Here is a 26,104-nt window from a genome sequence, read left to right on the forward strand (position 1 = left end):
CTTTTATAGGGAAAACTGGTATGAGGAGACTGTGTATTTTTTTAGTTTCTCCTCATTGACAGCAAAGTCACTCAGAAAATCGGGGGCTTTAGCGATTCCACCCTGTGCGCTATATTTATTGGTAACAATATCATCGGCAAAATAATGATCGCTTGATGACATATCTGCTGGATAAATATAGCCATCTAATGTAGCAATCGCTAGGTTAAAAAAACGTCCGACAGAGGATTCTAGCATTCCACCACACCAAACCCCAATATTTTGAGATTTGCAGAGATCGTGTATTTTTTTAGCTTCAGTGAGTCCGCCTACTCTTCCTGGCTTAATATTAATAATTTGACAAGCACCTATTTTAATGGCTTTGCGAGCATCTTCTACAGAAAGAATACTTTCATCCAGACAAATAGGCGTTTTAATTTGCTTTTGAAGCTCTGCATGATCAACAATATCATCCCAAGCTAAAGGCTGTTCTATCATCATTAAATTAAAGTTATCTAAAGTCTTTAATAATTCTAGATTTTTTAAAGAATAGGCTGAGTTAGCATCTGCTAGTAAGGGTAAGTCAGGAAAGTTCTGTCTGACTTTTTCTAGGGGTTGAATATCCCAACCAGGTTCAATTTTTAGTTTAACTCGCGGCACACCATTTTCCACATTTAAAGCAACTTCATCAAGTAATTTATATTCATCTTTAATGATACCGATTGCTCCTCCCACTTGAACCTGATTAGAAGTTCCTCCCAAGAGTTGCCAGAGGGGTTGTTGTAGCTGTTGTGAATAAAGATCCCAAAAGGCTGTTTCTACAGCAGTTTTGGCAAATGAGTAACCTTTGATATGGGAAAATAGCTGACAAATTTCAGCCGGATTTTCGATGTTTTTACCAATAATTTGAGGAAGAATAAAATCTTTAAGAACCAGAAATGAAGTATCAGCATAATCGGGGACATAAAAGGGAAAAGGAAGGGTCGAACCTTCTCCATATCCAGACATACCCGCAGCTGATAATTTAGCTAAAATACTTCTTTTTTGGGATATCTCAGCAAAGCTAGTGCGATAAGTTTTAATCAGAGGTAATTCAAATAAAAAGATTTCAGCACTTTCGATGATCATAAATTTATTCCGGTTGATTTTTGTGGCTTTCTAATTTTAATACTAAATTAATAATTTTGGCCAAAGATGAGAATAGACCATTGTTTTTAGTGACCAATTAATTGAGCAACCCGTAAAGCTGAAGTAACAGCCCCTTCATGTAAACCATCAGCTAAATAGGCCCCTGCATAATAAGTATTATTTTCCCCATTGGTTTTAATAATTGCATCAACAAATTCAAAAGCGTTGACGGTATATAGGGGGGTATGATGTTCTTGAATATGCACTATTTTATCTTTGGCAATTAAAGTCTCTAAGTCAAAAGCCAAACTATATTTATCAGAGGATGAGATGGCACAAATTTGATTCAAATAGGCATTATACCCCCATCCTTTATCGGTTTGAAAAAAGTCAAATTCCGAGAATTTTGCAATGCCGTATCTTTGATAGATTGAATGATCATGATGAATAATTGTAGTCGCTTGATTTTTTTTCCAGAGAGAAAATCGTTTAATTTCCGCTTCTGTCGGGTCAGATAATAAGGTCAGAATTTGATCGGGAGGGGTGGCAAAAACCAGATGATTAAATTGTTTTTCTACTCCTGGGGATAGGTGAAGGGTTACGGTATTATCTTGTCGAGAAATACCCACAATTTCTGCATTCAGAAAAATCTTTCCCCGCAAATTTTCTTGAATTTTTTTTATATAAGAATATACGCCGCCCTTTATCCTCAACCAATCCACAAATACATAATCCCTTACAATAGGAATTCCTAAAGCAGCCGGAAATTGATCGATCAGATCAAATGACATAGAATAGCTATACATTAACAATAATTTTAGCCAACAATTCCGAATACATTGACCTTGCAAATAGTCGGACATGGGATGATGATGAAAGGCTGATTCTTGACCAAATTTAATTTTTGCCAAGAGTCCTGCGGAACGAGCATATAATGTATCTAAACGAATATATTCAAGGAATCTTTGCCATCCTTGATAATTCTTTTTAATCATTCCCCCAGATAAAAAGTGACTACCATCTTGTAGAAATAAACCAGAACCCGTGTTAACAGGTTCTAATTCAATGCCTAATTCCTGCATTAAATTGATAAAATTATGAAAGACAACAGGAAATTCTAATACCCCGCATTCCAAAATTAAATTAGAGTCTGAGTGATTTGGTTTAACATTTTGATTTAATGTCCGAATATGACCCCCTAAGATAGATTGCTTTTCAAAAACTGTCACTTGATGCCCTTGTTTTTCGAGTAAATAAGCAGTAATCATGCCACTTGCACCACCACCAATAATTGCTATTTGCATTGTTTCAAACCTCATTTACTCCTTTTTAAAAATTAGTTATCATGACATTTTTTATCTAAGATAAAATCAAATCACCGGATAATTTTTGGTACAAAACTGCTCCCGTCCAAAAGGTTGCCGCAAATCCTGGATATCCTGACGAAGCATTACAAAAATAGAAATTATTTAAGGAACTTTCATAGTTTAAACGTCCTAATCCCATTTGTTTTGGTGTTAAATTGGACCCATAGGAATTACCTTGAGGACACCAACAAAAACGCTCATTAGTTGTGGGACTTCCCGTCATTTTTAAGACAATATGTTGTCTTAAATTAGGAATGTAGTGTTTTTCAACTAGATCAAGCATGATGTTTAAAATTTCTTCTTTTTTTTGTTTATAGGCTTTTTTATCCTGTTCTTTTAACTGTTTAAAATAATCATAATTGGCGACAGTTAAAAATTGAATTACTTGGCAATCTTCTGGACAATCTCTAATTTCTTTAGTCAATAAAGTCGGGGTGGTAATCGCAAAACTTAATTGAGAAAAGTCCTGTTCCTCATACATTTGTTTAAAGGCTTTATTCAAATCTTGCTGCTCACTATGAAAAGTGTTCCATTTGCCAAATCCATAGTCTCTGAGGTCGAGATTTTTAACCACACAATAAGCCACATAATTAGAGGGAGAATATTCATAATTTAGCTTGTTTTGTACTGCCCTCGAAAATTTTTCAATACCGATCATTTGGGCGGCTTTTTGGGGATCAAGATTACTAATAATTGTTTGTCCTGTAAATTCATGGGATTGATGGGTTAAACGATCAATGGTTTTAACCCCTGTGACAGTTTTATTATTAACAATAAATTCAGTCACTTCTTGATTAAACAATACCTCACCCTGATTGTTTTCAATGATATTAACCAAGGAATTGATAACAAATTCAAAGTGCTTTGTTGGGTAATAAGCCCCTCTTTGATAGCCTGTAAATAAGATAACCCAGGCATAAAATGATAATTGTTCTGGGGGTAATAAAAAATCTGGCCATTGTAAGGCTAATAAAGTTTGGGCTGCTTGGGGTAACTGAAATTGATTAAAAACATCCTGAAGGGTTTTATTAACATATTTAATGGCACACCAAACTTCTGAAAAATGCTTAAATAATTTAAGCGGACTTAGGGGAGGTGAGAGATATTTTAAGCCTTGGCTAACAGTTTGAATTTCTGAAATGAATTGACTAATTTGCTTGGTATTTGCGGGAAATAAGGCAGATAAACGACCAATTAATTCTTGAGAATCTGAGGGAATATCTAAGGAAAAACCAGGCATTCTCATGTGATCGAATCCGTTGGGATTATAACGTTCAAAGGTGACTTCTTTAGCCAGATTTAACCGTTTAAGGACACGATTAACTGGTTCGCCTTCTCCACAATCCCAAACATAATGAAGTTGGGCATTAAAGGTATATTTATTACCGATAGTGAAGCTGTGACCAAAGCCCCCTGGATGTTCATGGGCTTCTAATATTTTGACCCGTTTTCCTGCGTTGGCCATTAATGCTCCAAATACCAAAGCAGACAAGCCACTACCGACGATTAAATAATCTATTTTCATGTTATTCGTCTGAAGGTTGAGTGACATAAACACCTTCCTCCTATACCCATGTTATCTCATATTTTTTCAGGGGTATTCTTTTGCTAAAAAAGTTTGAATTAGTTAATATTCATGATGGGGATGGAATCGTCAAACAGAGGATTTTTTTAATTTCTTCTAGAGCTAAATTAATCGCATTTTTCGTCATAGAGGAGAAATCTTCGCCAAAATTGAAATTATTGGCAGGAATTAAAATCCAATAAACCAGGGGTTCTTTTTGATAAAGGGCTTTAGTCAGTGCCAAAAGATTCCAAGGATTACTATGATGAGGATTGAAGTTAGTATGATTGTTATTTAATTTGAGTTGTTTAATTTGTGGTTTTTCCTCTTCTTGATTGGTGGTTTCTTGGACATCAATAAAAATCACTAAATCTGCTTGAGAAATGTTTTCAGCAAGTTCGGGACTAAGTTGATGTAAAGGCAGAGAAATGACATTTTTAAAGTTCCAGTTAGCAACGATTTCAGCAATTTTCTGACCGGCACCATCATCACTTCTTAAAGTATTTCCATAGCCAATCACTAAGATGTTTTTTGAGGTTTCCAGGTTCGATGCTTTACTCATTTATGACTCTATTTTTGGGTCTTAAATATAATTAATCTCGGAAAACTTCATCGAGTAATTCGCCATTTGAAGCAAATAATTGAATTTGTAAGGGCATTTGTCCTGCGGCATGAGTTGAACAACTTAAACAGGGATCATAACAGCGAATTCCTGCTTCTACACGGTTTAACATTCCTTCTGTCATCGTATTTCCCTTAACATAATATTTAGCAATTTGAGCAACAGTTTGATTCATCGCTAAGTTGTTATTTCCCGTAGCAATAATGAGGTTTACTTTTTTAATTAAGCCGTTTTCATCAACTTGGTAATGATGAAAAAGGGTTCCTCTTGGGGCTTCACTAACTCCAACGGCTTCTAAATTATTAATTCCTGCTTTAGCACGGGTATGATTTGATAAAATGTCAGGGTCATTAATTAATCTTTCAATGCGTTCTAAGGACGCTAAAATTTCCACTAATCGAGCATAATGATAGAAGAAGGATGATGTGGCTACCCCTCCAGCGCGATCGCGGTATTCTTGTAATTCTTGATCAGCTTTAGCTGTACCAAAATGAGAACAAATATTGAGTCTTGCTAAGGGGCCAACGCGATAAATTCCTTGAGGATATCCTAATGGTTTGTAGTAGGGAAATTTAAGATAAGACCACTTTTCAACTGACTCCCCAATAAAGTCTTTATAGTCTTCTTCTTTTAAGTTATCGGCAACAATATTTCCTTGGCTATCGGTAAAGCGAATATGTCCCCCATAATGTTCCCAAAGTCCGTCTTCTCCAACTAATCCCATAAACAGAGAATCAAACTGACCAAATGTTTTAACTTCTGTTTCAAATCTATCAAGAATTCCTTTAAATAAACTGAGTGCATTATTAGCTGTTTCGTAGGCTTCCGGTAAGTTATCGCTGATCCATTGTTTGCCTTCTTCTGATAAAGGAGATCTGACTCCTCCAGGTACAGACCAAGCTGCATGGATTTTTTTTGCTCCTAAAAGTTCAATAATTGTTTGTCCAAACTGTCTTAAACGAATGCCACTTCTAGCTAATTCTGGATCAGATGCTATCAAACCAAAAATATTTCTTTGGGCAGGATCACTGTCCCATCCTAATAAGAAATCAGGGCTACTAAGATGAAAAAAACTGAGGGCATGGGATTGAGTAATTTGGGCTAAATTCATCAATCTTCTTAATTTTTCGGCCGCGTTTGGAATTTTAACGGCCAAAATTTTGTCTCCTGTTTTTGCTGATGCGAGTAAATGACTAACCGGACAAATTCCACAGATTCTGGCAGTAATTCCGGCCATTTCCCACATAGGACGACCTTCACAAAATTTCTCAAATCCTCGATATTCTACTACATGAAATCTAGCGTCTTCTACTTGACCAGCATCATCTAAAAAGATGGAAATTTTAGCATGGCCTTCGATACGGGTGACGGGATCAATTACGATAGTTTTAGACATAATTACCTCTATTTATAGGATAAATGTAAAAATAACCTAGGAGCTTAACACTGTTAAGTCTGTAAGGCCATTAATCATCAAAAAATCAACCAAATTTAATCATTTTTCTCCCTTCCATAACGGGACTTTCTCCCTTTAATAACGGTTCAATTACTGAGCGAATTCTTGCTGCATTGGGGGGACATCCTGGTAAGAATAAATCAACATTGACCACTTCATGAACCGGACTCACTCTATCTAATAATTCTGGGACAATACCAGGTTCTTGTGGTAATTGAGGGGTGATATCTCCTAGCTCTAAATAAGAGCGTTTTAACACAGTTTCTGCGGGGCCTAACATATTTCTCATCCCAGGAACATTAGCCGTTACAGCACAATCTCCAAAGGAGATAATAAACTTGGTTTTCTGTCGAATTTCTTTAATTAATGCTAAGTTTTCTTCATTAGCGATCGCCCCTTCTACTAAACAAATATCAACTCCGTCTGGATAGTCTTTAATATCAGCAATGGGACTATATACGATGTCTACTTTTTGGGCTAATTCTAATAACCATTCGTCCAGATCCAAAAAGGACATATGACAACCAGAACATCCCGCTAACCAAACTGTTGCTAATTTAATCTTTTTCATGGTTTTTAATGGTTAATTGTAACTTGTTTACGAGTTTAATATTATTAAGCCCTACATAATATTAAGTCCCTACAGTCATTATCTTGTCCATTCTTTTTTAGTTCTAGCTCTGTGTAAAAACTCCAGGGTACTGCGATCGCAGGTCATTTCAGAAGCGGTACTCCCTTGACGAAAAATTGCCCCAGTGGGACAAGCATCAACACATTTACCACAGGAAGTACAAGCATCAACCTCTCCCCAAGGTTGATTAATACCTGAAACAATAAAAGATTGACCTCCACGATTCGCTACATCCCAGACATGGGCCCCTTCTATTTCATCACAAACCCTAACACATCTCGTACACAAAATACAACGGTTATGATCCATTCCAAATAATCGGTGAGATAGGTCAACTTCTCGTTTCGGAAACTTATAAGGAAAACGGGAATGATCCATTCCTACCTTAATAGCTACATTTTGCAGTTGACAATTTCCATTGACCACACAAACCGCACAGACATGGTTTCCTTCTGCAAACAAAAGTTCAACCGCCATACGTCGATATTCTTTTAATTTTTCTGTTTCTGTCTGGATAACCATCCCTTCTTGAACTTGGGTAACACAAGCAGGTTGTAGTTTAGAACTGCCTTCAATTTCAACTAAGCATAAACGACAAGCTCCAACATCAGAAACCCCCTCTAAATGACACAGGGTAGGAATTTTAATTTCTGCTTCTTTTGCTGCATCTAAAATTGTCTGTTCTGCTGATGCAGTAATTAGTTGATCATTAATGGTTAATGTTTTAACTGTCATTAGTTTAACCCTAAGTAGATTGAAGTAAGGTAATATATTCTTCTCGAAAATACTGCAATGTGCTTAACACTGGGTTAGGCGCAGTCATTCCTAAACCACATAAACTGGTATCTTTTACCATCTGACACAAGGCTTCTAATTTATCTAAATCTTGTTGATTTGCTTTCCTTTCAATTAACTTAGTTAATAGGTCATATAATTGTACCGTTCCTGCCCGACAAGGTACACATTTTCCACAACTTTCTTCTTGACAAAAATCCATATAAAATCTGGCAATTTCAACCATACTGGTATCTTGATCCATAACGATCATTCCCCCCGATCCCATGATAGTTCCTAATTTTTGTAAGGAGTCATATTCGACGGGAGTATCTAATAAATGGGCGGGAATACAGCCCCCTGAAGGTCCGCCGGTTTGTACCGCTTTTACTGTTCCTTGATTGGGAACTCCGCCGCCAATTTCTTCGACAATTTTTCGGATAGAAGTTCCCATGGGAACCTCTATTAATCCGTTATTTTCTACATTTCCTGTCAGGGCAAAAACCTTAGTTCCCTTACTATTTTCTGTGCCAATACTAGCGTACCAGTCCCCTCCTTCTCGAATGATGGGGACGATGTTAGCGTAGGTTTCCACATTGTTGATCAGGGTAGGATCGCCCCATAACCCTGATTCTGCGGGGTAGGGAGGGCGAGGGCGAGGGGTTCCCCGTTTTCCTTCTACGGAGGCGATCAAAGCGGTTTCTTCCCCGCAAACAAACGCCCCTGCGCCTACTCTGATGTCAATTTTGAAGTCAAAGGGAGACTCGAAGATTTGTGACCCCATTAAGCCGTATCTTTTGGCTTGTTGGATGGCTTTTTCCAGACGTTTTATTGCCAGGGGATATTCGGCGCGAATGTAGATATAACTATGATTTGCCCCCACTGCATAGGCGGCGATCGCCATGCCTTCTAAAACACGGTGGGGATCGCTTTCTAAGACGGCCCGATCCATAAATGCCCCTGGATCACCTTCATCAGCGTTACAGATGACGTATTTTTGTTGTCCTGGCATTTTAGCGACGGTAGCCCATTTTACTCCTGTGGGATAACCGCCTCCTCCTCTTCCTCTTAACCCGCTTTTTGTTACTTCTTGGGTAACATCATTGGGGGTCATTTCTAAGAGTACATGACGTAATTGTTGATAGCCTCCTTTACTAATATAATCATCAATGCTTTCTGGATCAATTTTCCCACTATTTTCGAGAACGATAGGTTGTTGATAGGCAAAAAAAGGATGAGTTAAATCAGTTTTTTGGGGTAAGTTTTCACGGTTTTGTTGACCATTTAAACTATCAATAATAGCAACGACTTGTTCTGGTTTAACTTGTTGATAAAGGGTATCATCAGGGTCAATTTCAATCAACGGCCCTTGACTACATAAACGGAGACATCCCACTGAAGTAACTTCAATTTCTTCGGTAAGATTTTGATGCTTAACTTCTGTATTTAAGTTATCAATAACTGCTTTTGCTCCCGAAGATAAACACCCTGCTGCTGTACAACACCGTACCCTTTTTCGCTTCTTTTGATGTTTTGCTTGGGTGGTTTCTTTAATTTCTAATAGTTCTTCTAAATCCATAGTTGTTTACTCTTCTTCTTGCCAAATTTTAATTGTTTTGAGTGCATTTTCAGGTGTTTGTTTTCCGGTAACTTCTCCATCAAACACCACGGCAGGGGCAATACCACAAGCTCCTAAACATCGAGCAGATAATAAAGAAATTTGATTGTCTGATGTCGTTTCACCGGATTGTATGCCTAATTCTTGTTGTAATGTGGCTAAAATTCTATCGCTCCCTTTGACATAACAAGCAGTTCCTAAACAGACAATACAGGTATGTTCGCCACTGGGTTTAAGAGAGAATAAATGATAAAAGGTAGCTACCCCATAAACACGACTTAAAGGAAGCTTTAAGGCGTGAGCAACATATTCTAAAATATCAGGTTCAAGATAACCAAATGCTTCTTGTGTTTTGTGTAAAATTTCGATAAGAGCATCTTGACGATAATGGTTACGCTTCATAGTAATATCAATGACTTTGAAGCGTTTATCTGGTCGTTTATCAATTTTTTGATGATTTTGAGGCTTTTTATTTAAGGTTCTTGTTTCCATGTTTTTGTCTTTTACCTTACTCCTATTATCCCATTTGTTGATACAGCTTCAAAAGACTGAAAGGTTATGACAAGATTAAGCTTGTCCTTGTAAGATTTCTCTGTTGTTATCTTAAGAAAAAATATCGCAGTTAATCCCTGATGTTAACTTTTTGTGATAAACAACAAAACTATTTCTAAACTAAGAATAATTCTTGAAATTTGTTTACTTAAATCACTAGAAATTAATTCATCCGATATTCAGAAAATCATTACTCAAAGATAGGTTGAAAGTTAACAACTACTCATAATAGTTACTAAAAAAGATGGATTAACAATTTCTAATTAAGTCTAAATACTCATTAAGCTCTCACCCCTCCCAGGTTATCCGGCGGTTTTGTTAAGTTTTACAACGTTTAGCATTTAGGTAACGATATAACTGTATAGTAATAAATTGAAATAGAAATTAAAGCAGTGGTTTGATGGCTGAGGACAGAGAGACAAATCTGAACTTTTGACTTCTAACTGGTTGGTGAGCTTTTCGAACCACTGACTTCTACTAATGAGGTATTGATCATGAGTAATAATTTAGCCCTTAAACTCCGTGAAGGAACCAGTCATTCTCACACTTTAGCTGAAAATACAGCCTTTACTAAATGTTTTCTCAAAGGCATTGTGGAAAAAGAACCCTTTCGTAAACTCTTAGCCGACTTTTATTTTCTCTATTCTACCCTAGAAGAAGAATTAGAACGCCACCACAATCATCCTGTTATTAGTAATATTTATTTTCCTGAATTAAACCGTAAGCAAAATCTAGCAGCAGATCTCGAATACTACTACGGAGAAAACTGGGCGCAAGAAATTTCTCCCTCAGCAGCAGGTCAAACTTATGTAGCAAGAATTCGGGAAGTTTCTAATAGTGATCCTGCCTTATTAGTTGCCCATTCTTATGTACGTTATATGGGTGATTTATCCGGTGGTCAAAGCTTAAAAAATATTGCCCGTTCTGCCTTAGCATTACCCGCAGATCAAGGCACACAATTTTATGAATTTGAGCAAATTCCTACGGCAGAAGCAAGACGGGAATTCAAAGGAAAATACCGCGATGGGTTGAATGCTTTGCCTATTGATGAAGCCTTAGAAAATAAGATTGTCGAAGAAGCAAACACCGCTTTTACACTGAATCGTGATGTAGTTCATGAGTTAGAAGATGATGTCAAAGCTGCCATCGGTGATCATGTTTTTGATCTGATTACTCGCCAAGAAATTCCTGGAGCAACAGAACACCATCACCATCATGGTCATGGTCAACATCCAGAGAATTTAGTAAGAGCAGAATAAGACTAATTATCTTTTGTTAGTTAAGTGTGATGGGGTCAGTAAAACAAATAATTAAATTAATGTTTTCGTTTAACTGACTTCTTTTTTTTTGCGCTCCATCTTTCTTTATTTACTGAAACCATTGAGAGGTTAATAAACAGTATGAACTTGACATCACAAAGCGTAGTATTTAATACTGATTTATTGAATAAGTACGATAAATCTTTGCCCAGATATACCAGTTATCCTCCTGCAACGGAATTAAAATCCAAGGTAGGAGAAGCAGAATTTCGGGCAGGAATTGCGACAGGAAACCATAAAAAAACGCCTCTTTCCTTATATTGCCATATTCCTTTTTGTGAAAGTGCTTGTTATTTTTGTGGCTGTAATACTATTATTACTCGTAATAAAAAAGTTGCTCCTCCTTATGTAGACTATTTAATTAAAGATATTACTCGAACGGCTGAATTAATTTCTTCAGATCGTTCTGTTAATCAAATTCATTGGGGAGGTGGAACCCCTAATTATTTAGATCAATCTCAAATTGATCAGTTATTTAACGCCTTAGTCAAGAACTTTAATATTGACAAAGATGCAGAAATCTCTATTGAAATTAATCCCAGATATATTGACCGAAACTTCATCTTTTTCTTAAGAAGTATCGGGTTTAATCGGATTAGTTTTGGTATCCAAGATTTTGACCCCAAAGTGCAACAGGTTATTAACCGTATTCAACCCGAAGAAATGCTCTTTAATGTCATGGGTTGGATGCGAGAAGCTGAGTTTGAAAGTGTTAACGTTGACCTAATTTATGGACTGCCTTATCAAAACCGACACACCTTTGAAAAGACAGTTAAAAAGACCATAGAATTGAATCCTGATCGCATTGCCGTCTTCAATTTTGCCTATATTCCTTGGATTAAACCTGCTCAAAAAAATCTGCCTGTTGAAGAACTTCCTAATGCGTCAGAAAAGTTGGCAATGTTGCAAATGACCATTGAAGAATTCAACCGCAATGATTACTTATACATTGGCATGGATCACTTTGCCAAACCCAATGATGAGTTATCTATTGCTCAAGCAGAAGGTCAATTACATCGCAATTTCCAAGGATACACTACTAAACCAGAATCCGATCTTGTTGCCTTTGGTATGACATCAATTAGTATGTTACAAGATGTCTATGTTCAAAATCATAAAGGCATTAAAGACTATTATCGGGCATTAGATGAGGGACATTTACCCATCGAAAAAGGTGTTACCTTAAGCAAAGATGACATTATTCGTCGTGCGGTAATTATGGAATTAATGTGTCAATCACAATTGTACAAGAATCGCATTGAAGACAAATATAATCTTGATTTTGATCTTGATTTTGATGAATATTTTGCCCAAGAATTAATCGATCTTAAACCCTTAGAAGCAGACGGATTAATTAATTTATTCCCTGATCGCTTAGAAGTTACAAACTCAGGACGGTGGTTAATCAGAAATATTGCTGCGGTGTTTGATCCTTACTTAAAAGGACGCAAAGAACAGTCTTTTTCTAAAGCAATTTAGTTTTCTTTAGAAAGTGAAATAAGCTGCTCCCCCATGCTTTAATTGGGGGATTTTTCTATAATATTATTAATAGTAGTTAGGGGCGAACGGCCGTTCGCCCCTACAAAAGTCGTAAATGGTTTTCAAGGATGAGTCATGGTTTCAGGACGTACAATCTTTTGAAATTCTTCTGCACTGAGAAACCCTAACGCAATACAAGCATCTTGTAAACTCGTCCTTTCTTCATAAGCTTTTTTAGCAACTTTCGCCGCTTTATCATAGCCAATATGAGGATTTAAAGCTGTCACTAACATCAAAGAATTGTTTAAATAATGATCAATTTGTTCCTTATTAATCTCCATTCCCACCACTAAATGATCCGTAAAAGATGAACAAGCATCTGCCAATAATCGAATCGAATTAAGCAGATTAAAAATCAACAAAGGTTTAAACACATTTAACTCAAAATTCCCCTGACTTCCTGCCATACTAATAGCCGCATCATAGCCCATTACCTGCACACAAACCATCGTCATTGCTTCACATTGAGTCGGGTTAACTTTTCCTGGCATAATAGAAGACCCAGGCTCATTTGCGGGTAAAATAAGCTCACCAATGCCACAACGAGGCCCTGATCCTAACCAACGAATATCATTGGCAAGTTTCATCAACGAACAGGCCAAGGTTTTCAAGGCACCACTGCACATTACCATAGCATCATGGGCAGCTAAAGCGGCAAACTTATTCGGGGCCGCAACGAAGGGTAAAGCCGTTATTTGGGCAATTTCTGCGGCAACCCGTTGGGAAAATTCAGGATGAGTATTTAATCCCGTCCCCACTGCTGTCCCACCGATCGCCAATTCATAGAGATCGGGTAAGGTTAATTTAATGCGTTCAAGATCTTTATCTAGTTGGGAGACATACCCCGAAAATTCCTGTCCCAAGGTCAAGGGAACGGCATCCATGAGGTGAGTTCGTCCAATTTTGACAATATTTTCATAGTCTGTCATTTTGGTGGCTAAACCATCCCTTAATTTAGCGACCATGGGTAATAATTTATGATGTATTTCTTCCACTGCTGCAATGTGCATGGCCGTAGGAAAGGTATCATTAGAAGATTGGGACATATTAACATGATCGTTGGGATGAATGGGATCTTTGCTTCCTAATATTCCCCCCGCCAAAGCGATCGCACGATTAGCGATTACTTCATTAGCATTCATGTTAGTTTGGGTGCCACTTCCGGTTTGCCAAATGCTTAGGGGGAAATGCTCATCAAGGGTTCCTGCTATTACTTCATCCGTTGCTTGAAGGATTAAGTTCTCTTTTTCTGGAGCTAATTTTCCTAAATCTTTATTAACAATTGCTGTGGCTTTTTTAAGAATACCGATAGCCCGGATTATTGCCCTAGGCATTACATCTTGACCAATGGCAAAATAGTACAATGATCGTTGGGTTTGTGCGCCCCAATAACGATCAGATGGCACATCAATACTACCCATACTATCGGTTTCAATTCTCATTTTTTCTCCTGATTTATTGCTCACTTTTTCGGTAAGTAAGAATCTTTTATTTCTCGGTCATTACTTATTACTTAATTCCTGATTCTCTATTCCCCATTCTCCAATTGAGAAGCGATAATTTCGTTGGAAATAACCCAAGAATTTTCTCACGGTTTCCGGTTCCAAAAATAAGGTATAAGAAACTAACATGACTGTGCTAATTTGCAGGACAAAAGCATTCATCAAAATAGCAATGGAAATGTGTAGTAAACTCATCAAAATGAGCATCGGATATTTAGTGCGCTTAAACCAAATAAAAATGCAAAAAGACAACTCAAGAATCAAGGTACTATAAGTCATGGCCATACTCATGAGATGATTATGGAAAAAATCAACATCACTAAATCTAAACCATCCATCATATAAAGAAATATAGTACATAATATTACCCTCACGCCAAGCGATATCACTTCTCAGTTTATCCAAAGCAGAAAGGGGATAAATTAAGGCAATGGAAAGCTGAAGAAGTCGCCAACTCCATACGGATTTTTTCTGAGGATAATATTGGGTTAAACGCTGATGCTTTTTACCCCATTTACGTCTCAAAAAATTATCAACAGATAAACGATTACCCAAGGGAGCAAAGCAACTATAAAATAAGAGCATCCGAATGATAACATCTTTGCCGTCTAGAATCGCAGTATTGCGGTTACAAATTGAAAACCACAAAATATAAAGAATAATTGTGGTAATTCTAGTTCCTAACCCTAAAATAAAGGCGATGGTGGTTAATAAAGTAGCACCATAAATTACCCAAATAAATTGAGGAAAATCTGACAGAGCAAAGAGAGATTTAAAGGAAGCTAAAAACCAGCCTCCTCTAGCATTCACAAACCTATCCAGGGTAATCATTCCCTGAATACCATAGAATTCTTCCCAGTCAAAATAACTGAGTAATAAGACAACAAAAATGAAGATTCCGAAAACAATCCGAAAGAAGCCTAATGTCAGGGTTGATTCTTTCTGAAACCAAAAATCATAGAACTTTTTGATACTTTTTTTAATTAATTCCGACATTGAAATTCCCCCAATTTTCCTTTATCACTAAACTCTTCAGTCAAATATTGTTGACGAATAGCAGATTGTTCTGGTGGTAATATTTGCCGCCAAAACAGATCAAAACGAATCGCCTTAATCGGATTATTGGCATCTTGATAAATTCGACAAAGATAGTCAGTATAATGCTCACGGGCATCTTGATAATGGAACAAACTTTGCTGTAATTTTCCATCCCGAAAATTGACAAAGTTATCTTTAATATTATCTTCCTCTTTATGGGAGAATATCGGTAAAACACTGGCCTCTCCATTTTGATGAATTGCCACCACATCAAGTCGCCAACTAAACCGATCAACCACAGAAAACATTTGCCAAGAACCACTCATTCCTAAAAAAGATGTTACCTTAGTGAGAAGATTAGGAATAAAGGGAATTCTGATGCTACTATTCTGAACCAGATGAGACCACAAAGTTACTAATACTAGACAAGTAACTGCGGTTTTTTTGAGTAAATCTGTAGAACGAGAAATTTCCATATTTGTCACTAAAATCCTGGCAAAATTAATAATCATTAATCATCAACAATGACTAAATAATCCTCACATTTGCCATGCAAAATCTAAAATCAGATTGATTCTGTTCAATCTTTTAAATTCTATGTAAAGCTTAATTGAAGAGCTAAGATATACAGAAACTTTTAAACTTTTGAAACCAAATATTAACTTAAATGAAGGAAAAAAAAATAAGCCCGCCGTAGCGGGACTTGACCTTTAGATTTTCTTAAGACTATTATTGAACCGGACTGACTTTGTCAATCACTTCAGTGGTTCCATCTTCTTTGACTGTCCAAACATCATAACTCCCCACAACATCCCCATTTTCATCAATATCCACATTACCACTAGCCCCCTGATAATTGATATCTTCTCCCTTACGAACCAAGGCCATCGCTTCACAGGGATCACTCACCTCTGTTCCTGGGGCATTGGCCACCTCACGAATTTTACCCTTAATCCCCTCTCCCGTGTTAGCATCTGCTGCTTCTGCGGCCAACATCAATAACACCGTAGCATCCCAACTATGGGGAACAAAGGCCGTTACATCCTTGCCTGTTTTTTCATTCCACTTAGTCGTAAATGCCCCTAACGCTTGACCATTAGCCCCTGGTACGGTTCCTAAAGCTCCGGACAAGATAAACTTCCCATCAGCCGTTTTACCCACCTGTTTGACAAAATCTTCCGAATACACTCCATCTGTTAACAAGAAGGTGACACCATTGGTTAACCCCTGTTTATAGGCTGCTTGTATCAGAATACTACCTGTCTCCGCATAAAGAACCGCGGCCACCGCATCCGGTTTATTGGCAAAAGCTGCTGCGGCCTCACTATCGAGAGTTGCTGCTTTGGGATCATAACGAACGGGTTTCCCTTGATTTGCAATGTTACCCCCTGACTTCTCAAAGGCTTTGACAAATTCCTGTTCAAACCCCACCCCATAATCATTATTAATGACCACAGTTGAGACATTTTTAAAGCCCTTTTTGGCTGCTAAGGCCGCTAAGGCTTGGGCTTGATAAGTATCAGGGGGAGCCGTTCTCGCCCAATAACCGTCAAATTCGCCATTTTTTGCCTGATCCGTAAAGACAGGGCTGGTACTACCAGGAGACACCAACATCACCTTATTCTGTGCTGCGATACCGACAGCGGCCCCAGAGACGCTACTGGCAAAGGCCCCAACCACACCAGCCACCCGATCCACTTCTGCTAATTTTGTCATAGCGGCGGCCCCGGCGGTGGGATCGGTTTGACTATCTTCCGTAATTAGGGTAACAGGTTTCTCATTGACCCCATCACAGGCATTCACTTCATCTACGGCTAATTTAACAGCCTCTGGCATATTCGCCCCAATGGAAGCTAAATCCCCCGTAACAGGTAATAAAGCCCCTAATTTTAGCCCATCGGCGGGGGTGGTGGGACTGGGGGGAGAAGATGTATCTGTGGGTTGTTGCTGATTACAGCCCCCTAATAAACTGGTACTAAAAGCGATCGCCAGTCCCAACGCTAAGGGGGACTTTAAGCCGTATTTTATCAAAAATGAATTCATTACTAAGGTCACTCCTCGGTTGCAAGTTATTCTGCTTAACTTTTGACCTTCAATCTTAACGGAATGTTGCAAACAAGCCCAATCTCTGACGAGTGGAAAAACAGGATGATCTTGGTTGAAAATTAGGACGGAGAGGGAGGGATTCGAACCCTCGATGAGTGTTACCCCATAACTCCTTAGCAGGGAGCCGCTTTCAACCGCTCAGCCACCTCTCCAAGGCACAGTATATTATCATAGCAGATTGATACTGTTTCCAACAAGCTTTTAGTTGTAAGTATTTGTTGTATGGTATCAAGAGGGTTTGCGATCGCAAAATTTAAAGGAAAAATTTTTTGCGGAAATCAGCACTCAGACTCTGTATATAAATATATCCATCTGTCAATTCCTAAGCACTAAGGTGTCTATCATGATTAACCACTCTTTTTCCCCTACCACTAAAGATAGCCTCCAACCCTTAACTGAAGAACTCTTAGACGCGCTACTCGAAGTCGAAGAAACCTATCCTTGGGATCCCACCACCCCAGAAGCGGAAGCTTATTTCAGTCATCTTGAAGGGGAATTTCCTTTAATTGATGCTTTTGATGAGGCAGAAATTACGGCTCAAGCAGATACCTTCTTTTCTCATCTCCATCAAGCTTGGGAATCAGTCGATCAAACCAGTTTTACCCAGAGTTTGTTAGAAAAATTTGGGCAAATGATTCCGAAAGCTTGGCTAGAAACCATTATTATCCAAGCAGAACAGTTAGCAAGCGAAAATATTTCTCAACTCAATCAATTAGTGGAATGTGTCAAACCCCTCTGGACAAATTGGACGGAAGAAGATTTACAAGTCTTTGCTCGTCCCCTTGCCCAAGCGATGCGGGGTGAAACCAAAGTTAAGCAAGATAATTGGCAAGATCTCTCAGAAATTGAACAAATCCGCTTCACCATGGCCATTGCTAAAGAGGTATTATGTGAAATACCTCCCCAACAAAACCAATAATTTCTGAAAGCCCCCTAAAGTTCTTACCCTCGCTGAATTTGAGCAAAGATTTCCCCTAAGATTTCCCCTGCCCCAGCATCCCGTAACCGCATCGCTAATTCTCGTCCTAGGGCTTCTGCTGTAGCCGTTGGTCCGCTAATGCTATCCTTCAGGAGTTTTTGACCATCCAGACTGGCTACCATTCCCGTTAAACTCAAAATATCCCCTTCAATAGTTGTGTTAACCCCAATGGGGACTTGACACCCACCTTCGAGTTCTCGTAAAAACGCCCGTTCGGCATAACAGCGATCGCGGGTGGCTTCGTGTTCTAAGGCTTTAAGTAATTCTAAAACTTCCTGATCTCCGATACGACATTCGATCCCTAAAGCCCCTTGTCCAACGGCGTGAAGGGAAATTTCATTGGGAATCTCTTGATGAATGCGATCGCTCATATCTAGGCGTTGCAGTCCCGCTACAGCCAGGATAATCCCATCATAGTCTCCTGCATCCAGTTTAGCGAGTCGAGTATTGACGTTGCCTCGCACATCTTTAAAGGTTAAATGGGGGAAATGATGCCGCAGTTGGGCTAAACGACGCAGAGAAGATGTACCAATAACGGCCCCTTCCGGTAAGGTTTCCAGTTGTTTATCGCGGTGCTTTTCATGCACCACTAACGCATCTGCGGGGTTGACTCTTTCTGTTACACAACCGAGCATTAACCCTTCTGGTAAGTTGGTGGGTAAATCTTTGAGGGAATGCACGGCAAAATCTACCTGATTTTCCAGCATGGCCACTTCTAATTCTTTGGTAAATAACCCTTTATCCCCAATTTTAGCTAGGGCTACATCTAAGATTATATCCCCTTGGGTACTCATGGTTTCTACATCAAATTGGCGATCGGGATAGTGATTTTGCAGTTCTTTTTGTATCCAGTACGTTTGTACTAAAGCTAATTGACTTTTGCGAGAACCGATACGAATGGAGCGACTAGAAACAACCATAGAAGTTAATCTGATACTTAACGTTATCAATAAGGGGACTCGATCTAGCGTATCGTAGTGCTAGACCCCCGTTAATAGGTAAGATTGCTCAGGAGGAAAAACGTTACATTTCTTAACTGTAAATGAGCAACCCTAGGGAACAAGTTTGAGATCTTTTCTAATTTCATCTAACGGGGTTTCCCAGAGTTGATTCCAGTCTATACCGAACAATGGTTTGGTTTGTTTGGCCAGAGTCCAACCTTCGCTGATAGCTTCTAAATATTGTCCCCCTAATTCGATATCATAAACCACAGCTTTTAATAAATTTTTCGCTAATAATGCTAACCAAAAACGGGAGACATAGAGTTGGGCGACATAAAATGCTTCTAACCTAATCTCTCCCAAAATGTCCGTATTACTTCCAGTGACAACGTGCCAAATATCATGAGTTTCTGTGAGGTGGGCTGTTAAATATTGATAGTCATTTTCCACAATTTGCGGTTTTAAAGGGCTTAAATCATGGCGAATCATGTGATCAGCGTATTGATAAGCTAAAGAATTTTTCGGGAATTGATGAAACTTTTGTAAATCAATCTTGCCTAAAGAAATACGTTTTTCAAAGGCCAATTTTCCTTGAGGCGTTTGAGATAAAAACGCGATCATGACATCAAAGCTTTCAGTTTCATACAAGGCGTTTCCTAACTGCCCAATCGAGGCGAAATCGCCATCGGGTGAGCGAACAAGATTGAGAAAACTTTCAAAAACTTTATCTTGCCATTGTTGTTGAGTTTCATTAATATTTAGCATCACATTTATCTTTCTAAGTTGCTTAATAGATACTCAAAAACAGTTTCCGGCTTACTCAATGATACGGTTAGCCGGATTTTCTTTTGTTAGGTTATTCATAGGTGAAACCGTTAATCAAAATAGAATAACGTCACCAATTTTCGTTGTTCTTCTGCTTCCGCACAGGTTTGTAATAGGGTATGACTATCATGAAAGGCAAAGCAGATTAACTGTTGACAACGAGTAATAATTTCTCGGTTACACATAGCACTAGCTTCCCCTAAAGATAAGCCATCATTTTCTGGGTTTTCCACCAGATGAATCACCTGTTCTAGTTGCTCTTTAGACTCTCTAGGCTGCTTTGTCAGGCTTTGGGGTAAAATGACTGTCAACAGGTTAGGATCGGCTCGCATAGCCCCTTTAATCGCGGCTGCGTTGGTTCCTGTGGCACCGGATGTCATCAAACGATTACCACCTAAAACCAAAGCATAACTCATCATTTCAATTAACTGTTGATGAGTGATCGGGACATGGCGCGAACCTAATAAGGCAATACGTTTTGAACCCGTTTGCTGGATAGCAGCGAGTTCCTGCGCCAACGTATCTAGGGTAGGAATATCAACTGATTGACTCAAAGACTCTCTCTTGGGCTGAATGACCGCCTGTTATTCTAGCAAACCTCGCTTCGTTATGGACTCTCTCTTGTCAAATTTTTATAATTTTGTCTCAGTCTCGCAATACATACCCTACACCGCGCACAGTTTGAATAAGGCGTTTTTCTTGTTCTGCTTCTAGTTTTAAGCGTAAATAGCGGATATAAACCTCAATAATATTGGAATCTCCCATAAAATCATAACCCCACACTCTTTCTAAAATTTGGTCACGGGTTAGCACTTGGCGCGGATGAGTAATAAGATATTCTAGAAGGTCAAATTCTTTGGCGGTGAGTTCAATTAAACGACTGCCTCGATAAACTTCACGGGTATTCCGATTTAAGCTTAAATCTTCAAATTGCAGTAAGTCTGGGTTATCGTCTTGGTTACGTCGCAGGTGGGCCCGCACTCTGGCCAGTAATTCTTCGAGACTAAAAGGCTTTACAATATAATCATCGGCCCCCGCATCGAGTCCTGCCACGCGATCGCTGATATCATCTTTAGCAGTGACTAACACAATAGGGACTTTACTCCCTGTTTGGCGGAGGCGTTTACAAATTTCTAAGCCTGAAATACCGGGCAACATCCAATCTAATAAAATTAGGTCAGGGTTAATTTCTCTGGCGGTAGTTAAACCTGATAAACCGTCATTAACCACGGTAATTTGATAGCCTTCATATTTTAATTCTAACTCAATGAATTGAGCAAGTTTGGCTTCATCTTCAACGACTAAAATATGGGCGTTACTCATGGGTTATTGCCTCGTTTTTATTGATCAAAGTCAAAGTCAAAATCATTTGAGGATTGAGTTTCCCTCGATAAACGTCGTTTTCCCTTGGGTTTTAGGGGTTGCCACAGGATCGGTAATAATGCTCCTAAGATAAAACCGCCACTCACACAAAAAGCAAGCAAAACCCCAATGGGTAGTTTAATCGATTGCCATAATAAAAAGGTTAAGGAAACAGCAGTAATATTTTGAATCGAAAAAATAGCGATCGCCCCTAACCAAAAAGCAATCAACCCAGCAACCATAAAATTAGTCAGCAATTTAAGCATAATCACTATTGTAATATAAATGACCGCGAAAATTCCTAAATCAATGATTGCTGATGATGCAGATTTGGATATTTTTACGCTTACACTGTGATCTAAATCAATCCCAACCTGAGACTGGTATCACCTTCTTAACCGCCTTTTAATAAGATACTTAAATATATGGCATTGAGTAATGTAACCTAACCCAAAATTATCATGGCAAACCCACAACATTTCGCTCTCCTCACCAGTCATTTAGAAGCTTGGAATCAGTGGCGTAAACAAAACCCTGAAATTATCCCCGATCTCCAAGGAGCAAATTTAAGTAATCATAATCTAAGAGGCGTAAATCTGATCGGTGCTAACTTAGAAAAGGCTATTTTTTATGGGACTGATTTAAGTTGTGCGCGTTTAACTAAAGCAAATCTTCGTCATAGTGATTTTACCTCTGCTATTTGTTTTGAAGGGATCTTTGATGAAGCTGATCTCAGTTATTCTTATCTCACACAAGCTGATTTTAGTCAAGCTTTTTTAAGCAAAGCAAATCTCTATGGAGTCTATTTCATTGAGGCTTATTTAGTTGATGCTAATCTTAAAAATGCTAACTTAGAAAAAGCTGATCTCAGCAATGCTTATTTAACGGGCGCAAATTTGACGGGCGCAAATCTACAAGATGCGAATTTTTCTGGTTCAGATTTAACAGGAACTCAGGGACTAAAATTGACCTCTGAAGATTCTCGATTTATGCCAGTTTATTCTGCTGATTTTTCGGCTAATTATCTGAACAAAAACACTAAAAAAACTCTTGATAAATTATCTCAAAAACGAGAAAATTTTGACGGCAAATTAAGGCAAAAAACGATTTCAACTGCGGCAGAATTTTCCAGAAAAGAAACAGATATAAATTTTCAAGAAATGACCAAAGAAATTGAAAAACTACGCCTAGAAAACACCAGATTAAAAGTTCAGTTATATGACTTATCTGAGGAACGATTTCAGTTGATCAATGAAATTAATCAATTAAAAAAAGCTGATCAAACCCTCATTATTGCTAATGCCTCTTAACATTTTTATGGAGATTAATTAGAGATTGGGGAAAGAAATAATCAAAGAAATTTAGATTAGATATTCTTTCCCTTTACTTTGATAATAATAATAAAGTTATAGGTTGCGTAGGCAACCGTTGTTTGTATAGCTAAACTCTTTAGAGTTATAGCTTTGGGACAGGGAACAGGAGAAAATAAAAAGGAATCAGCAGAAAAAGCAGTAAAAATGATACAATAGCTTTAACTGTAAACGTCTACCTTCAAACTGTGATCTATGAGTTATCGATAACAATTTATTGGGAAGGATAGAATTTCAATTTCCATCAACTGTTATCATTTAACCGAAAGATTCCCCAAACAGGAAAATTATGTCTACTTTACATGGAATTTGGCTTAAAAATAATCATCAAAGCAATTTGTTTGTTTGGGGGGAAACTTGGCGAACTTTATCCTTAGAAAGTTATTCAGATGATGTTATTAATCTACATCCTTTTGGCTTAAATAAATTAGAATTTTTTGCTTATTTAAACACTCAAAATATTAAAATTAATCAACCAAAAGAAGCAAATTGGGATTCTATCATTATTACGTTACCAAGTCAAAAAATTCCTAAGCAAAAGCAAATTATTCCTTTGTTTTCCGTCCAATTATTAGAGGATGAAAAGCGAAAAAAAACGGTATTTTTAAACCAGTGGAAACTAGAAGGAATCTATCTTAATGTCGGGGAAACAATTAATTTTTTGAGTCAGTTACCCTTAGCTTTTTCAGACAATAGTGAAAATTATATTGGTCAAGATCTAAAGTTTTGGACACACCTTTATCGTTGGAGTCTTGATCTGTTGAGTAGGGGTAAATATTTACCAGGAATTCTCCCTCAAGAAAATGGAAACTCTCAAGGTTTATGGTATCCTTTACTTGACAGTGTAATTGATCAGGCACAGTTAGCTAAATTTACCCAACTTATGCCTATAGCTTGTCTAGAAAATGATGAGTTAACTTTAGTATCTGAAAGACTATTACTGCAAAAACAAGCCATAATTCTTGACTTTTTATCAACCATCATTGATCATCAAATTCGTCTATTTTCTCCCTTATCAATTACCCCTAATATTTTTATTCAAAAATGGTTACAGTCTCTGACAACATCATCCTCAAAAATTGTTGCTTCAGACACAGACATTAAACGGCTAAGTAATGCCTTAAATAATTGGACATCTTCTCTTGATGACTATCTCATTACTCCGAGTAAAAATAAACTAGGAATCAATCAATTTCGCGTTTGTTTCAAGTTAGAAATTCCCCCCTCCAATCTACCAAATTCTGGCGATATAAATTGGACGTTAAAATATTGCTTACAAGCGTTAGATGATGCTGAATTTATTATTGATGCCCAAACAATATGGCAACATCCTGTTAAACAATTAGTTTGGCAAAATCGCACGATAGAAAATCCTCAAGAAACCCTATTAAAAGGATTAGGATTAGCTTCACGATTGTATTTTATCATTAAAGAAAGCTTACAAGAAGCATCTCCAACCTCTTGTCAATTAGATCCGATTCAAGTTTATGAATTTATTCGCTCAATTGCTGAAACTTTAAAAGATAATGGTTTAGGAGTTATGCTGCCTCCAAGTTTAGCTAAGGGGGTAGAAGAAAAGCGTTTAGGTATCAGTTTAACCGCAGGAGTTGAAGCGAAAAAAGGAGAAAGACTTAGCCTAAAAAGTTTACTAAATTATCAATTAAACTTGGCCATTGGAGAGACAAAAATTTCTCAGAAAGACTTTGAAAAATTGTTAGCAAAAAAATCTCCTTTAGTGGAAGTTAATGGAGAATGGATCGCCTTACAACCGACGGATGTTAAAGCAGCACAAACTATTTTAAATCAATCTTATGAACCGCTTCAATTATCAGTTGAAGATGCTTTACGCCTCAGTACAGGAGATAACTCAATGTTAGCTAAATTGCCTGTTACCAACTTTGAAACAACGGGAGATTTAGCGCAATTAATTAATAGTATCAATAACAATGAATCCATAAAACCAATTGAAAATCCACCCGGTTTTAAAGGGCAATTAAGACCTTATCAACAGCGAGGAGTTGGTTGGTTAGCATTTCTCGAAAAATGGGGTTTAGGAGCTTGTTTAGCTGATGATATGGGATTAGGAAAAACCCCTCAACTCTTAGGATTTCTCTTATATTTGAAAGACGAAGATATGTTAATAAAACCCACCTTAATTGTCTGCCCTACTTCAGTTTTAAATAATTGGGAAAGAGAAGTGAAAAAATTTGCACCAACCCTCTCTACTTTAATTCATCATGGGGATAAAAGAAGTAAGGGTAAAGACTTTCTCAAAGCAGTTAACAAGAAAAATTTAGTAATTACAAGTTACGCCTTAATTTATCGAGATCTCAAAAGTTTTGAACAGGTTGAATGGCAAGGCATTGTCTTAGATGAAGCGCAAAATATTAAAAATCCTCAAGCAAAACAGTCTCAAGCATTACGTCAATTATCCACACAATTTCGAGTAGCTTTAACAGGAACTCCTGTAGAAAATCGTTTGATAGAATTATGGTCAATCCTTGATTTTCTTAACCCAGGATTTCTAGGAACGCAGCAATTTTTCCGCCGTCGTTTTGCTACCCCAATTGAAAAATATGGGGATAAAGAATCTTTACAAATTATGCGCTCTTTAGTGCGTCCTTTTATTTTAAGAAGATTGAAAACGGATCGAGATATTATTCAAGATTTACCTGAAAAACAGGAAATGACAGTGTTTTGTGGTTTATCTTCGGAACAGGCTAAACTTTATCAGCAATTAGTCGATAATTCTCTCATAGAAATTGAGGAACAAACCGGAATTCAACGCAGGGGATTAATTCTCAGTTTACTCCTAAAATTAAAACAAATTTGTAACCATCCAGGTCATTTTTTAAAAGAAAAAGCTTTAGACTCTGGACAAAAATCAGGAAAATTGTTAAGATTAGAAGAGATGTTAGAAGAAGTTATCGAAGAAGGAGATCATGCCTTAATTTTCACCCAATTTTCGGAGTGGGGAAAACTGTTACAACCCTATTTAAAGAAAAAATTCTCTCAAGATGTTCTCTTTTTATATGGGGCAACTCGTCGAGAAAAACGACAAGAAATGATTGATCAGTTTCAAAATGATCCCAAGGGACCCCAGATTTTTATTCTCTCCTTAAAAGCTGGAGGAACAGGATTAAATTTAACCCGCGCTAATCATGTTTTTCATATTGATCGTTGGTGGAACCCTGCGGTAGAAAATCAAGCGACTGATCGCGCTTTTCGCTTAGGACAAAAACGTAATGTTCAGGTACATAAATTTGTTTGTACTGGAACCTTAGAAGAAAGAATCAATGAAATGTTAGAAAGTAAACAACAATTAGCAGAACAAACTGTTGATACGGGTGAACAATGGTTAACGGAATTAGATACGGATCAGTTACGGAATTTATTATTATTAGATCGAGATTCTATTATTGATGATTAGAA

General features: G+C 37.7%; 23 protein-coding genes and 1 tRNA gene. 5 read left to right on the forward strand and 19 right to left on the reverse strand.

Features of this window, described 5'->3' with window-relative positions:
• Positions 1 to 3: 3 nt before the first annotated feature.
• The 9 genes from menC to hoxE all read right to left on the reverse strand — a co-directional run bounded on the left by menC (position 4) and on the right by hoxE (position 9,631).
• Positions 4 to 1,107 (reverse strand): o-succinylbenzoate synthase, encoded by a 1,104-nt coding sequence (gene menC, locus VB715_RS09350; RefSeq protein WP_323300934.1) that lies wholly within the window; start codon positions 1,105 to 1,107, stop codon positions 4 to 6.
• 86 nt (positions 1,108 to 1,193) lie between these two features.
• A complete protein-coding gene (locus tag VB715_RS09355) occupies positions 1,194 to 2,411 on the reverse strand; it encodes an FAD-dependent oxidoreductase (RefSeq protein ID WP_323300935.1) in 1,218 nt (405 codons plus the stop codon).
• 55 nt (positions 2,412 to 2,466) lie between these two features.
• Positions 2,467 to 4,026, reverse strand: coding sequence for an NAD(P)/FAD-dependent oxidoreductase (locus tag VB715_RS09360; protein ID WP_323300936.1), 1,560 nt, complete (start codon positions 4,024 to 4,026; stop codon positions 2,467 to 2,469).
• A gap of 82 nt (positions 4,027 to 4,108) precedes the next feature.
• Positions 4,109 to 4,600 carry a hydrogenase maturation protease gene (locus VB715_RS09365; RefSeq protein ID WP_323300937.1) on the reverse strand — a complete coding sequence of 164 codons (492 nt, stop codon included), beginning with the start codon at positions 4,598 to 4,600 and terminating at the stop codon, positions 4,109 to 4,111.
• 31 nt (positions 4,601 to 4,631) lie between these two features.
• On the reverse strand, positions 4,632 to 6,056 hold the full coding sequence (locus VB715_RS09370; RefSeq protein WP_323300938.1) for a Ni/Fe hydrogenase subunit alpha: 1,425 nt from the start codon (positions 6,054 to 6,056) through the stop codon (positions 4,632 to 4,634).
• An 85-nt stretch (positions 6,057 to 6,141) separates the two neighbouring features.
• Entirely contained in the window at positions 6,142 to 6,687 is a 546-nt protein-coding gene (locus tag VB715_RS09375; protein WP_323300939.1) for an oxidoreductase, read from the reverse strand.
• A gap of 78 nt (positions 6,688 to 6,765) precedes the next feature.
• Positions 6,766 to 7,482: a bidirectional hydrogenase complex protein HoxU gene (gene hoxU, locus VB715_RS09380; RefSeq protein WP_323300940.1), complete on the reverse strand. Its 717-nt coding sequence runs from the start codon at positions 7,480 to 7,482 to the stop codon at positions 6,766 to 6,768.
• A gap of 10 nt (positions 7,483 to 7,492) precedes the next feature.
• Complete coding sequence (locus VB715_RS09385; protein WP_323300941.1) at positions 7,493 to 9,100, reverse strand: NuoF family protein; 1,608 nt, start codon at positions 9,098 to 9,100, stop codon at positions 7,493 to 7,495.
• A gap of 6 nt (positions 9,101 to 9,106) precedes the next feature.
• Complete coding sequence (gene hoxE / locus VB715_RS09390) at positions 9,107 to 9,631, reverse strand: bidirectional hydrogenase complex protein HoxE (protein WP_323300942.1); 525 nt, start codon at positions 9,629 to 9,631, stop codon at positions 9,107 to 9,109.
• 554 nt (positions 9,632 to 10,185) lie between these two features.
• Here hoxE and VB715_RS09395 point away from each other — a divergent pair.
• Both VB715_RS09395 and hemN read left to right on the forward strand, forming a co-directional pair.
• On the forward strand, positions 10,186 to 10,950 hold the full coding sequence (locus VB715_RS09395; RefSeq protein ID WP_323300943.1) for a heme oxygenase (biliverdin-producing): 765 nt from the start codon (positions 10,186 to 10,188) through the stop codon (positions 10,948 to 10,950).
• A gap of 141 nt (positions 10,951 to 11,091) precedes the next feature.
• The gene (gene hemN / locus VB715_RS09400; RefSeq protein WP_323300944.1) at positions 11,092 to 12,489 is read left to right on the forward strand and encodes an oxygen-independent coproporphyrinogen III oxidase; all 1,398 of its coding nucleotides are present in this window, start codon (positions 11,092 to 11,094) and stop codon (positions 12,487 to 12,489) included.
• A 122-nt stretch (positions 12,490 to 12,611) separates the two neighbouring features.
• On the opposite strand, the gene fumC is transcribed toward hemN, so the two are convergent.
• From fumC to VB715_RS09425, 5 genes are all read right to left on the reverse strand, one after another.
• Positions 12,612 to 13,991: a class II fumarate hydratase gene (gene fumC, locus VB715_RS09405; RefSeq protein ID WP_323300945.1), complete on the reverse strand. Its 1,380-nt coding sequence runs from the start codon at positions 13,989 to 13,991 to the stop codon at positions 12,612 to 12,614.
• Between the two features lie 60 nt (positions 13,992 to 14,051).
• The gene (locus VB715_RS09410) at positions 14,052 to 15,047 is read right to left on the reverse strand and encodes an HTTM domain-containing protein (RefSeq protein ID WP_323300946.1); all 996 of its coding nucleotides are present in this window, start codon (positions 15,045 to 15,047) and stop codon (positions 14,052 to 14,054) included.
• A complete protein-coding gene (locus VB715_RS09415; protein ID WP_323300947.1) occupies positions 15,035 to 15,601 on the reverse strand; it encodes a hypothetical protein in 567 nt (188 codons plus the stop codon). The genes VB715_RS09410 and VB715_RS09415 overlap by 13 nt, the downstream gene beginning before the upstream one ends.
• A 217-nt stretch (positions 15,602 to 15,818) precedes the next feature.
• Positions 15,819 to 17,132: an ABC transporter substrate-binding protein gene (locus VB715_RS09420; RefSeq protein ID WP_323300948.1), complete on the reverse strand. Its 1,314-nt coding sequence runs from the start codon at positions 17,130 to 17,132 to the stop codon at positions 15,819 to 15,821.
• 128 nt (positions 17,133 to 17,260) lie between these two features.
• Positions 17,261 to 17,347, reverse strand: a tRNA-Ser gene (locus tag VB715_RS09425).
• 191 nt (positions 17,348 to 17,538) lie between these two features.
• On the opposite strand from VB715_RS09425, the gene VB715_RS09430 reads away from it, so the two are divergent.
• Positions 17,539 to 18,114, forward strand: coding sequence for a hypothetical protein (locus tag VB715_RS09430; RefSeq protein WP_323300949.1), 576 nt, complete (start codon positions 17,539 to 17,541; stop codon positions 18,112 to 18,114).
• Between the two features lie 23 nt (positions 18,115 to 18,137).
• Here the strand turns inward: VB715_RS09430 and hemC are convergent, their stop codons facing one another.
• From hemC to VB715_RS09455, 5 genes are all read right to left on the reverse strand, one after another.
• The gene (gene hemC, locus VB715_RS09435) at positions 18,138 to 19,094 is read right to left on the reverse strand and encodes a hydroxymethylbilane synthase (protein ID WP_323300950.1); all 957 of its coding nucleotides are present in this window, start codon (positions 19,092 to 19,094) and stop codon (positions 18,138 to 18,140) included.
• Between the two features lie 132 nt (positions 19,095 to 19,226).
• Positions 19,227 to 19,880 carry a Coq4 family protein gene (locus VB715_RS09440; RefSeq protein WP_323300951.1) on the reverse strand — a complete coding sequence of 218 codons (654 nt, stop codon included), beginning with the start codon at positions 19,878 to 19,880 and terminating at the stop codon, positions 19,227 to 19,229.
• Between the two features lie 110 nt (positions 19,881 to 19,990).
• Positions 19,991 to 20,494, reverse strand: coding sequence for a DNA recombination-mediator protein A (locus tag VB715_RS09445; protein WP_323300952.1), 504 nt, complete (start codon positions 20,492 to 20,494; stop codon positions 19,991 to 19,993).
• 91 nt (positions 20,495 to 20,585) lie between these two features.
• Positions 20,586 to 21,263 (reverse strand): response regulator transcription factor, encoded by a 678-nt coding sequence (locus VB715_RS09450; RefSeq protein ID WP_323300953.1) that lies wholly within the window; start codon positions 21,261 to 21,263, stop codon positions 20,586 to 20,588.
• A 17-nt stretch (positions 21,264 to 21,280) separates the two neighbouring features.
• A complete protein-coding gene (locus tag VB715_RS09455) occupies positions 21,281 to 21,568 on the reverse strand; it encodes a LapA family protein (protein WP_323300954.1) in 288 nt (95 codons plus the stop codon).
• A gap of 195 nt (positions 21,569 to 21,763) precedes the next feature.
• On the opposite strand from VB715_RS09455, the gene VB715_RS09460 reads away from it, so the two are divergent.
• Entirely contained in the window at positions 21,764 to 22,612 is an 849-nt protein-coding gene (locus tag VB715_RS09460; protein WP_323300955.1) for a pentapeptide repeat-containing protein, read from the forward strand.
• Positions 22,613 to 22,961: 349 nt separating this feature from the next.
• A complete protein-coding gene (locus tag VB715_RS09465) occupies positions 22,962 to 26,102 on the forward strand; it encodes a DEAD/DEAH box helicase (protein WP_323300956.1) in 3,141 nt (1,046 codons plus the stop codon).
• Positions 26,103 to 26,104 lie beyond the last annotated feature (2 nt).

Origin of the sequence: Crocosphaera sp. UHCC 0190 (assembly GCF_034932065.1) — a bacterium.
Classification (GTDB): Bacteria; Cyanobacteriota; Cyanobacteriia; order Cyanobacteriales; family Microcystaceae; genus UHCC-0190.

What these genes read in the sequence shown, in the direction of transcription:
- menC (WP_323300934.1), bottom strand. Translation starts at nt 1,107, where the DNA reads ATGATCATCGAAAGTGCTGAAATCTTTTTATTTGAATTACCTCTGATT.
- VB715_RS09355 (WP_323300935.1), bottom strand. Translation starts at nt 2,411, where the DNA reads ATGCAAATAGCAATTATTGGTGGTGGTGCAAGTGGCATGATTACTGCT.
- VB715_RS09360 (WP_323300936.1), bottom strand. Translation starts at nt 4,026, where the DNA reads ATGTCACTCAACCTTCAGACGAATAACATGAAAATAGATTATTTAATC.
- VB715_RS09365 (WP_323300937.1), bottom strand. Translation starts at nt 4,600, where the DNA reads ATGAGTAAAGCATCGAACCTGGAAACCTCAAAAAACATCTTAGTGATT.
- VB715_RS09370 (WP_323300938.1), bottom strand. Translation starts at nt 6,056, where the DNA reads ATGTCTAAAACTATCGTAATTGATCCCGTCACCCGTATCGAAGGCCAT.
- VB715_RS09375 (WP_323300939.1), bottom strand. Translation starts at nt 6,687, where the DNA reads ATGAAAAAGATTAAATTAGCAACAGTTTGGTTAGCGGGATGTTCTGGT.
- hoxU (WP_323300940.1), bottom strand. Translation starts at nt 7,482, where the DNA reads ATGACAGTTAAAACATTAACCATTAATGATCAACTAATTACTGCATCA.
- VB715_RS09385 (WP_323300941.1), bottom strand. Translation starts at nt 9,100, where the DNA reads ATGGATTTAGAAGAACTATTAGAAATTAAAGAAACCACCCAAGCAAAA.
- hoxE (WP_323300942.1), bottom strand. Translation starts at nt 9,631, where the DNA reads ATGGAAACAAGAACCTTAAATAAAAAGCCTCAAAATCATCAAAAAATT.
- VB715_RS09395 (WP_323300943.1), top strand. Translation starts at nt 10,186, where the DNA reads ATGAGTAATAATTTAGCCCTTAAACTCCGTGAAGGAACCAGTCATTCT.
- hemN (WP_323300944.1), top strand. Translation starts at nt 11,092, where the DNA reads ATGAACTTGACATCACAAAGCGTAGTATTTAATACTGATTTATTGAAT.
- fumC (WP_323300945.1), bottom strand. Translation starts at nt 13,991, where the DNA reads ATGAGAATTGAAACCGATAGTATGGGTAGTATTGATGTGCCATCTGAT.
- VB715_RS09410 (WP_323300946.1), bottom strand. Translation starts at nt 15,047, where the DNA reads ATGTCGGAATTAATTAAAAAAAGTATCAAAAAGTTCTATGATTTTTGG.
- VB715_RS09415 (WP_323300947.1), bottom strand. Translation starts at nt 15,601, where the DNA reads ATGATTATTAATTTTGCCAGGATTTTAGTGACAAATATGGAAATTTCT.
- VB715_RS09420 (WP_323300948.1), bottom strand. Translation starts at nt 17,132, where the DNA reads ATGAATTCATTTTTGATAAAATACGGCTTAAAGTCCCCCTTAGCGTTG.
- VB715_RS09430 (WP_323300949.1), top strand. Translation starts at nt 17,539, where the DNA reads ATGATTAACCACTCTTTTTCCCCTACCACTAAAGATAGCCTCCAACCC.
- hemC (WP_323300950.1), bottom strand. Translation starts at nt 19,094, where the DNA reads ATGGTTGTTTCTAGTCGCTCCATTCGTATCGGTTCTCGCAAAAGTCAA.
- VB715_RS09440 (WP_323300951.1), bottom strand. Translation starts at nt 19,880, where the DNA reads ATGCTAAATATTAATGAAACTCAACAACAATGGCAAGATAAAGTTTTT.
- VB715_RS09450 (WP_323300953.1), bottom strand. Translation starts at nt 21,263, where the DNA reads ATGAGTAACGCCCATATTTTAGTCGTTGAAGATGAAGCCAAACTTGCT.
- VB715_RS09455 (WP_323300954.1), bottom strand. Translation starts at nt 21,568, where the DNA reads ATGCTTAAATTGCTGACTAATTTTATGGTTGCTGGGTTGATTGCTTTT.
- VB715_RS09460 (WP_323300955.1), top strand. Translation starts at nt 21,764, where the DNA reads ATGGCAAACCCACAACATTTCGCTCTCCTCACCAGTCATTTAGAAGCT.
- VB715_RS09465 (WP_323300956.1), top strand. Translation starts at nt 22,962, where the DNA reads ATGTCTACTTTACATGGAATTTGGCTTAAAAATAATCATCAAAGCAAT.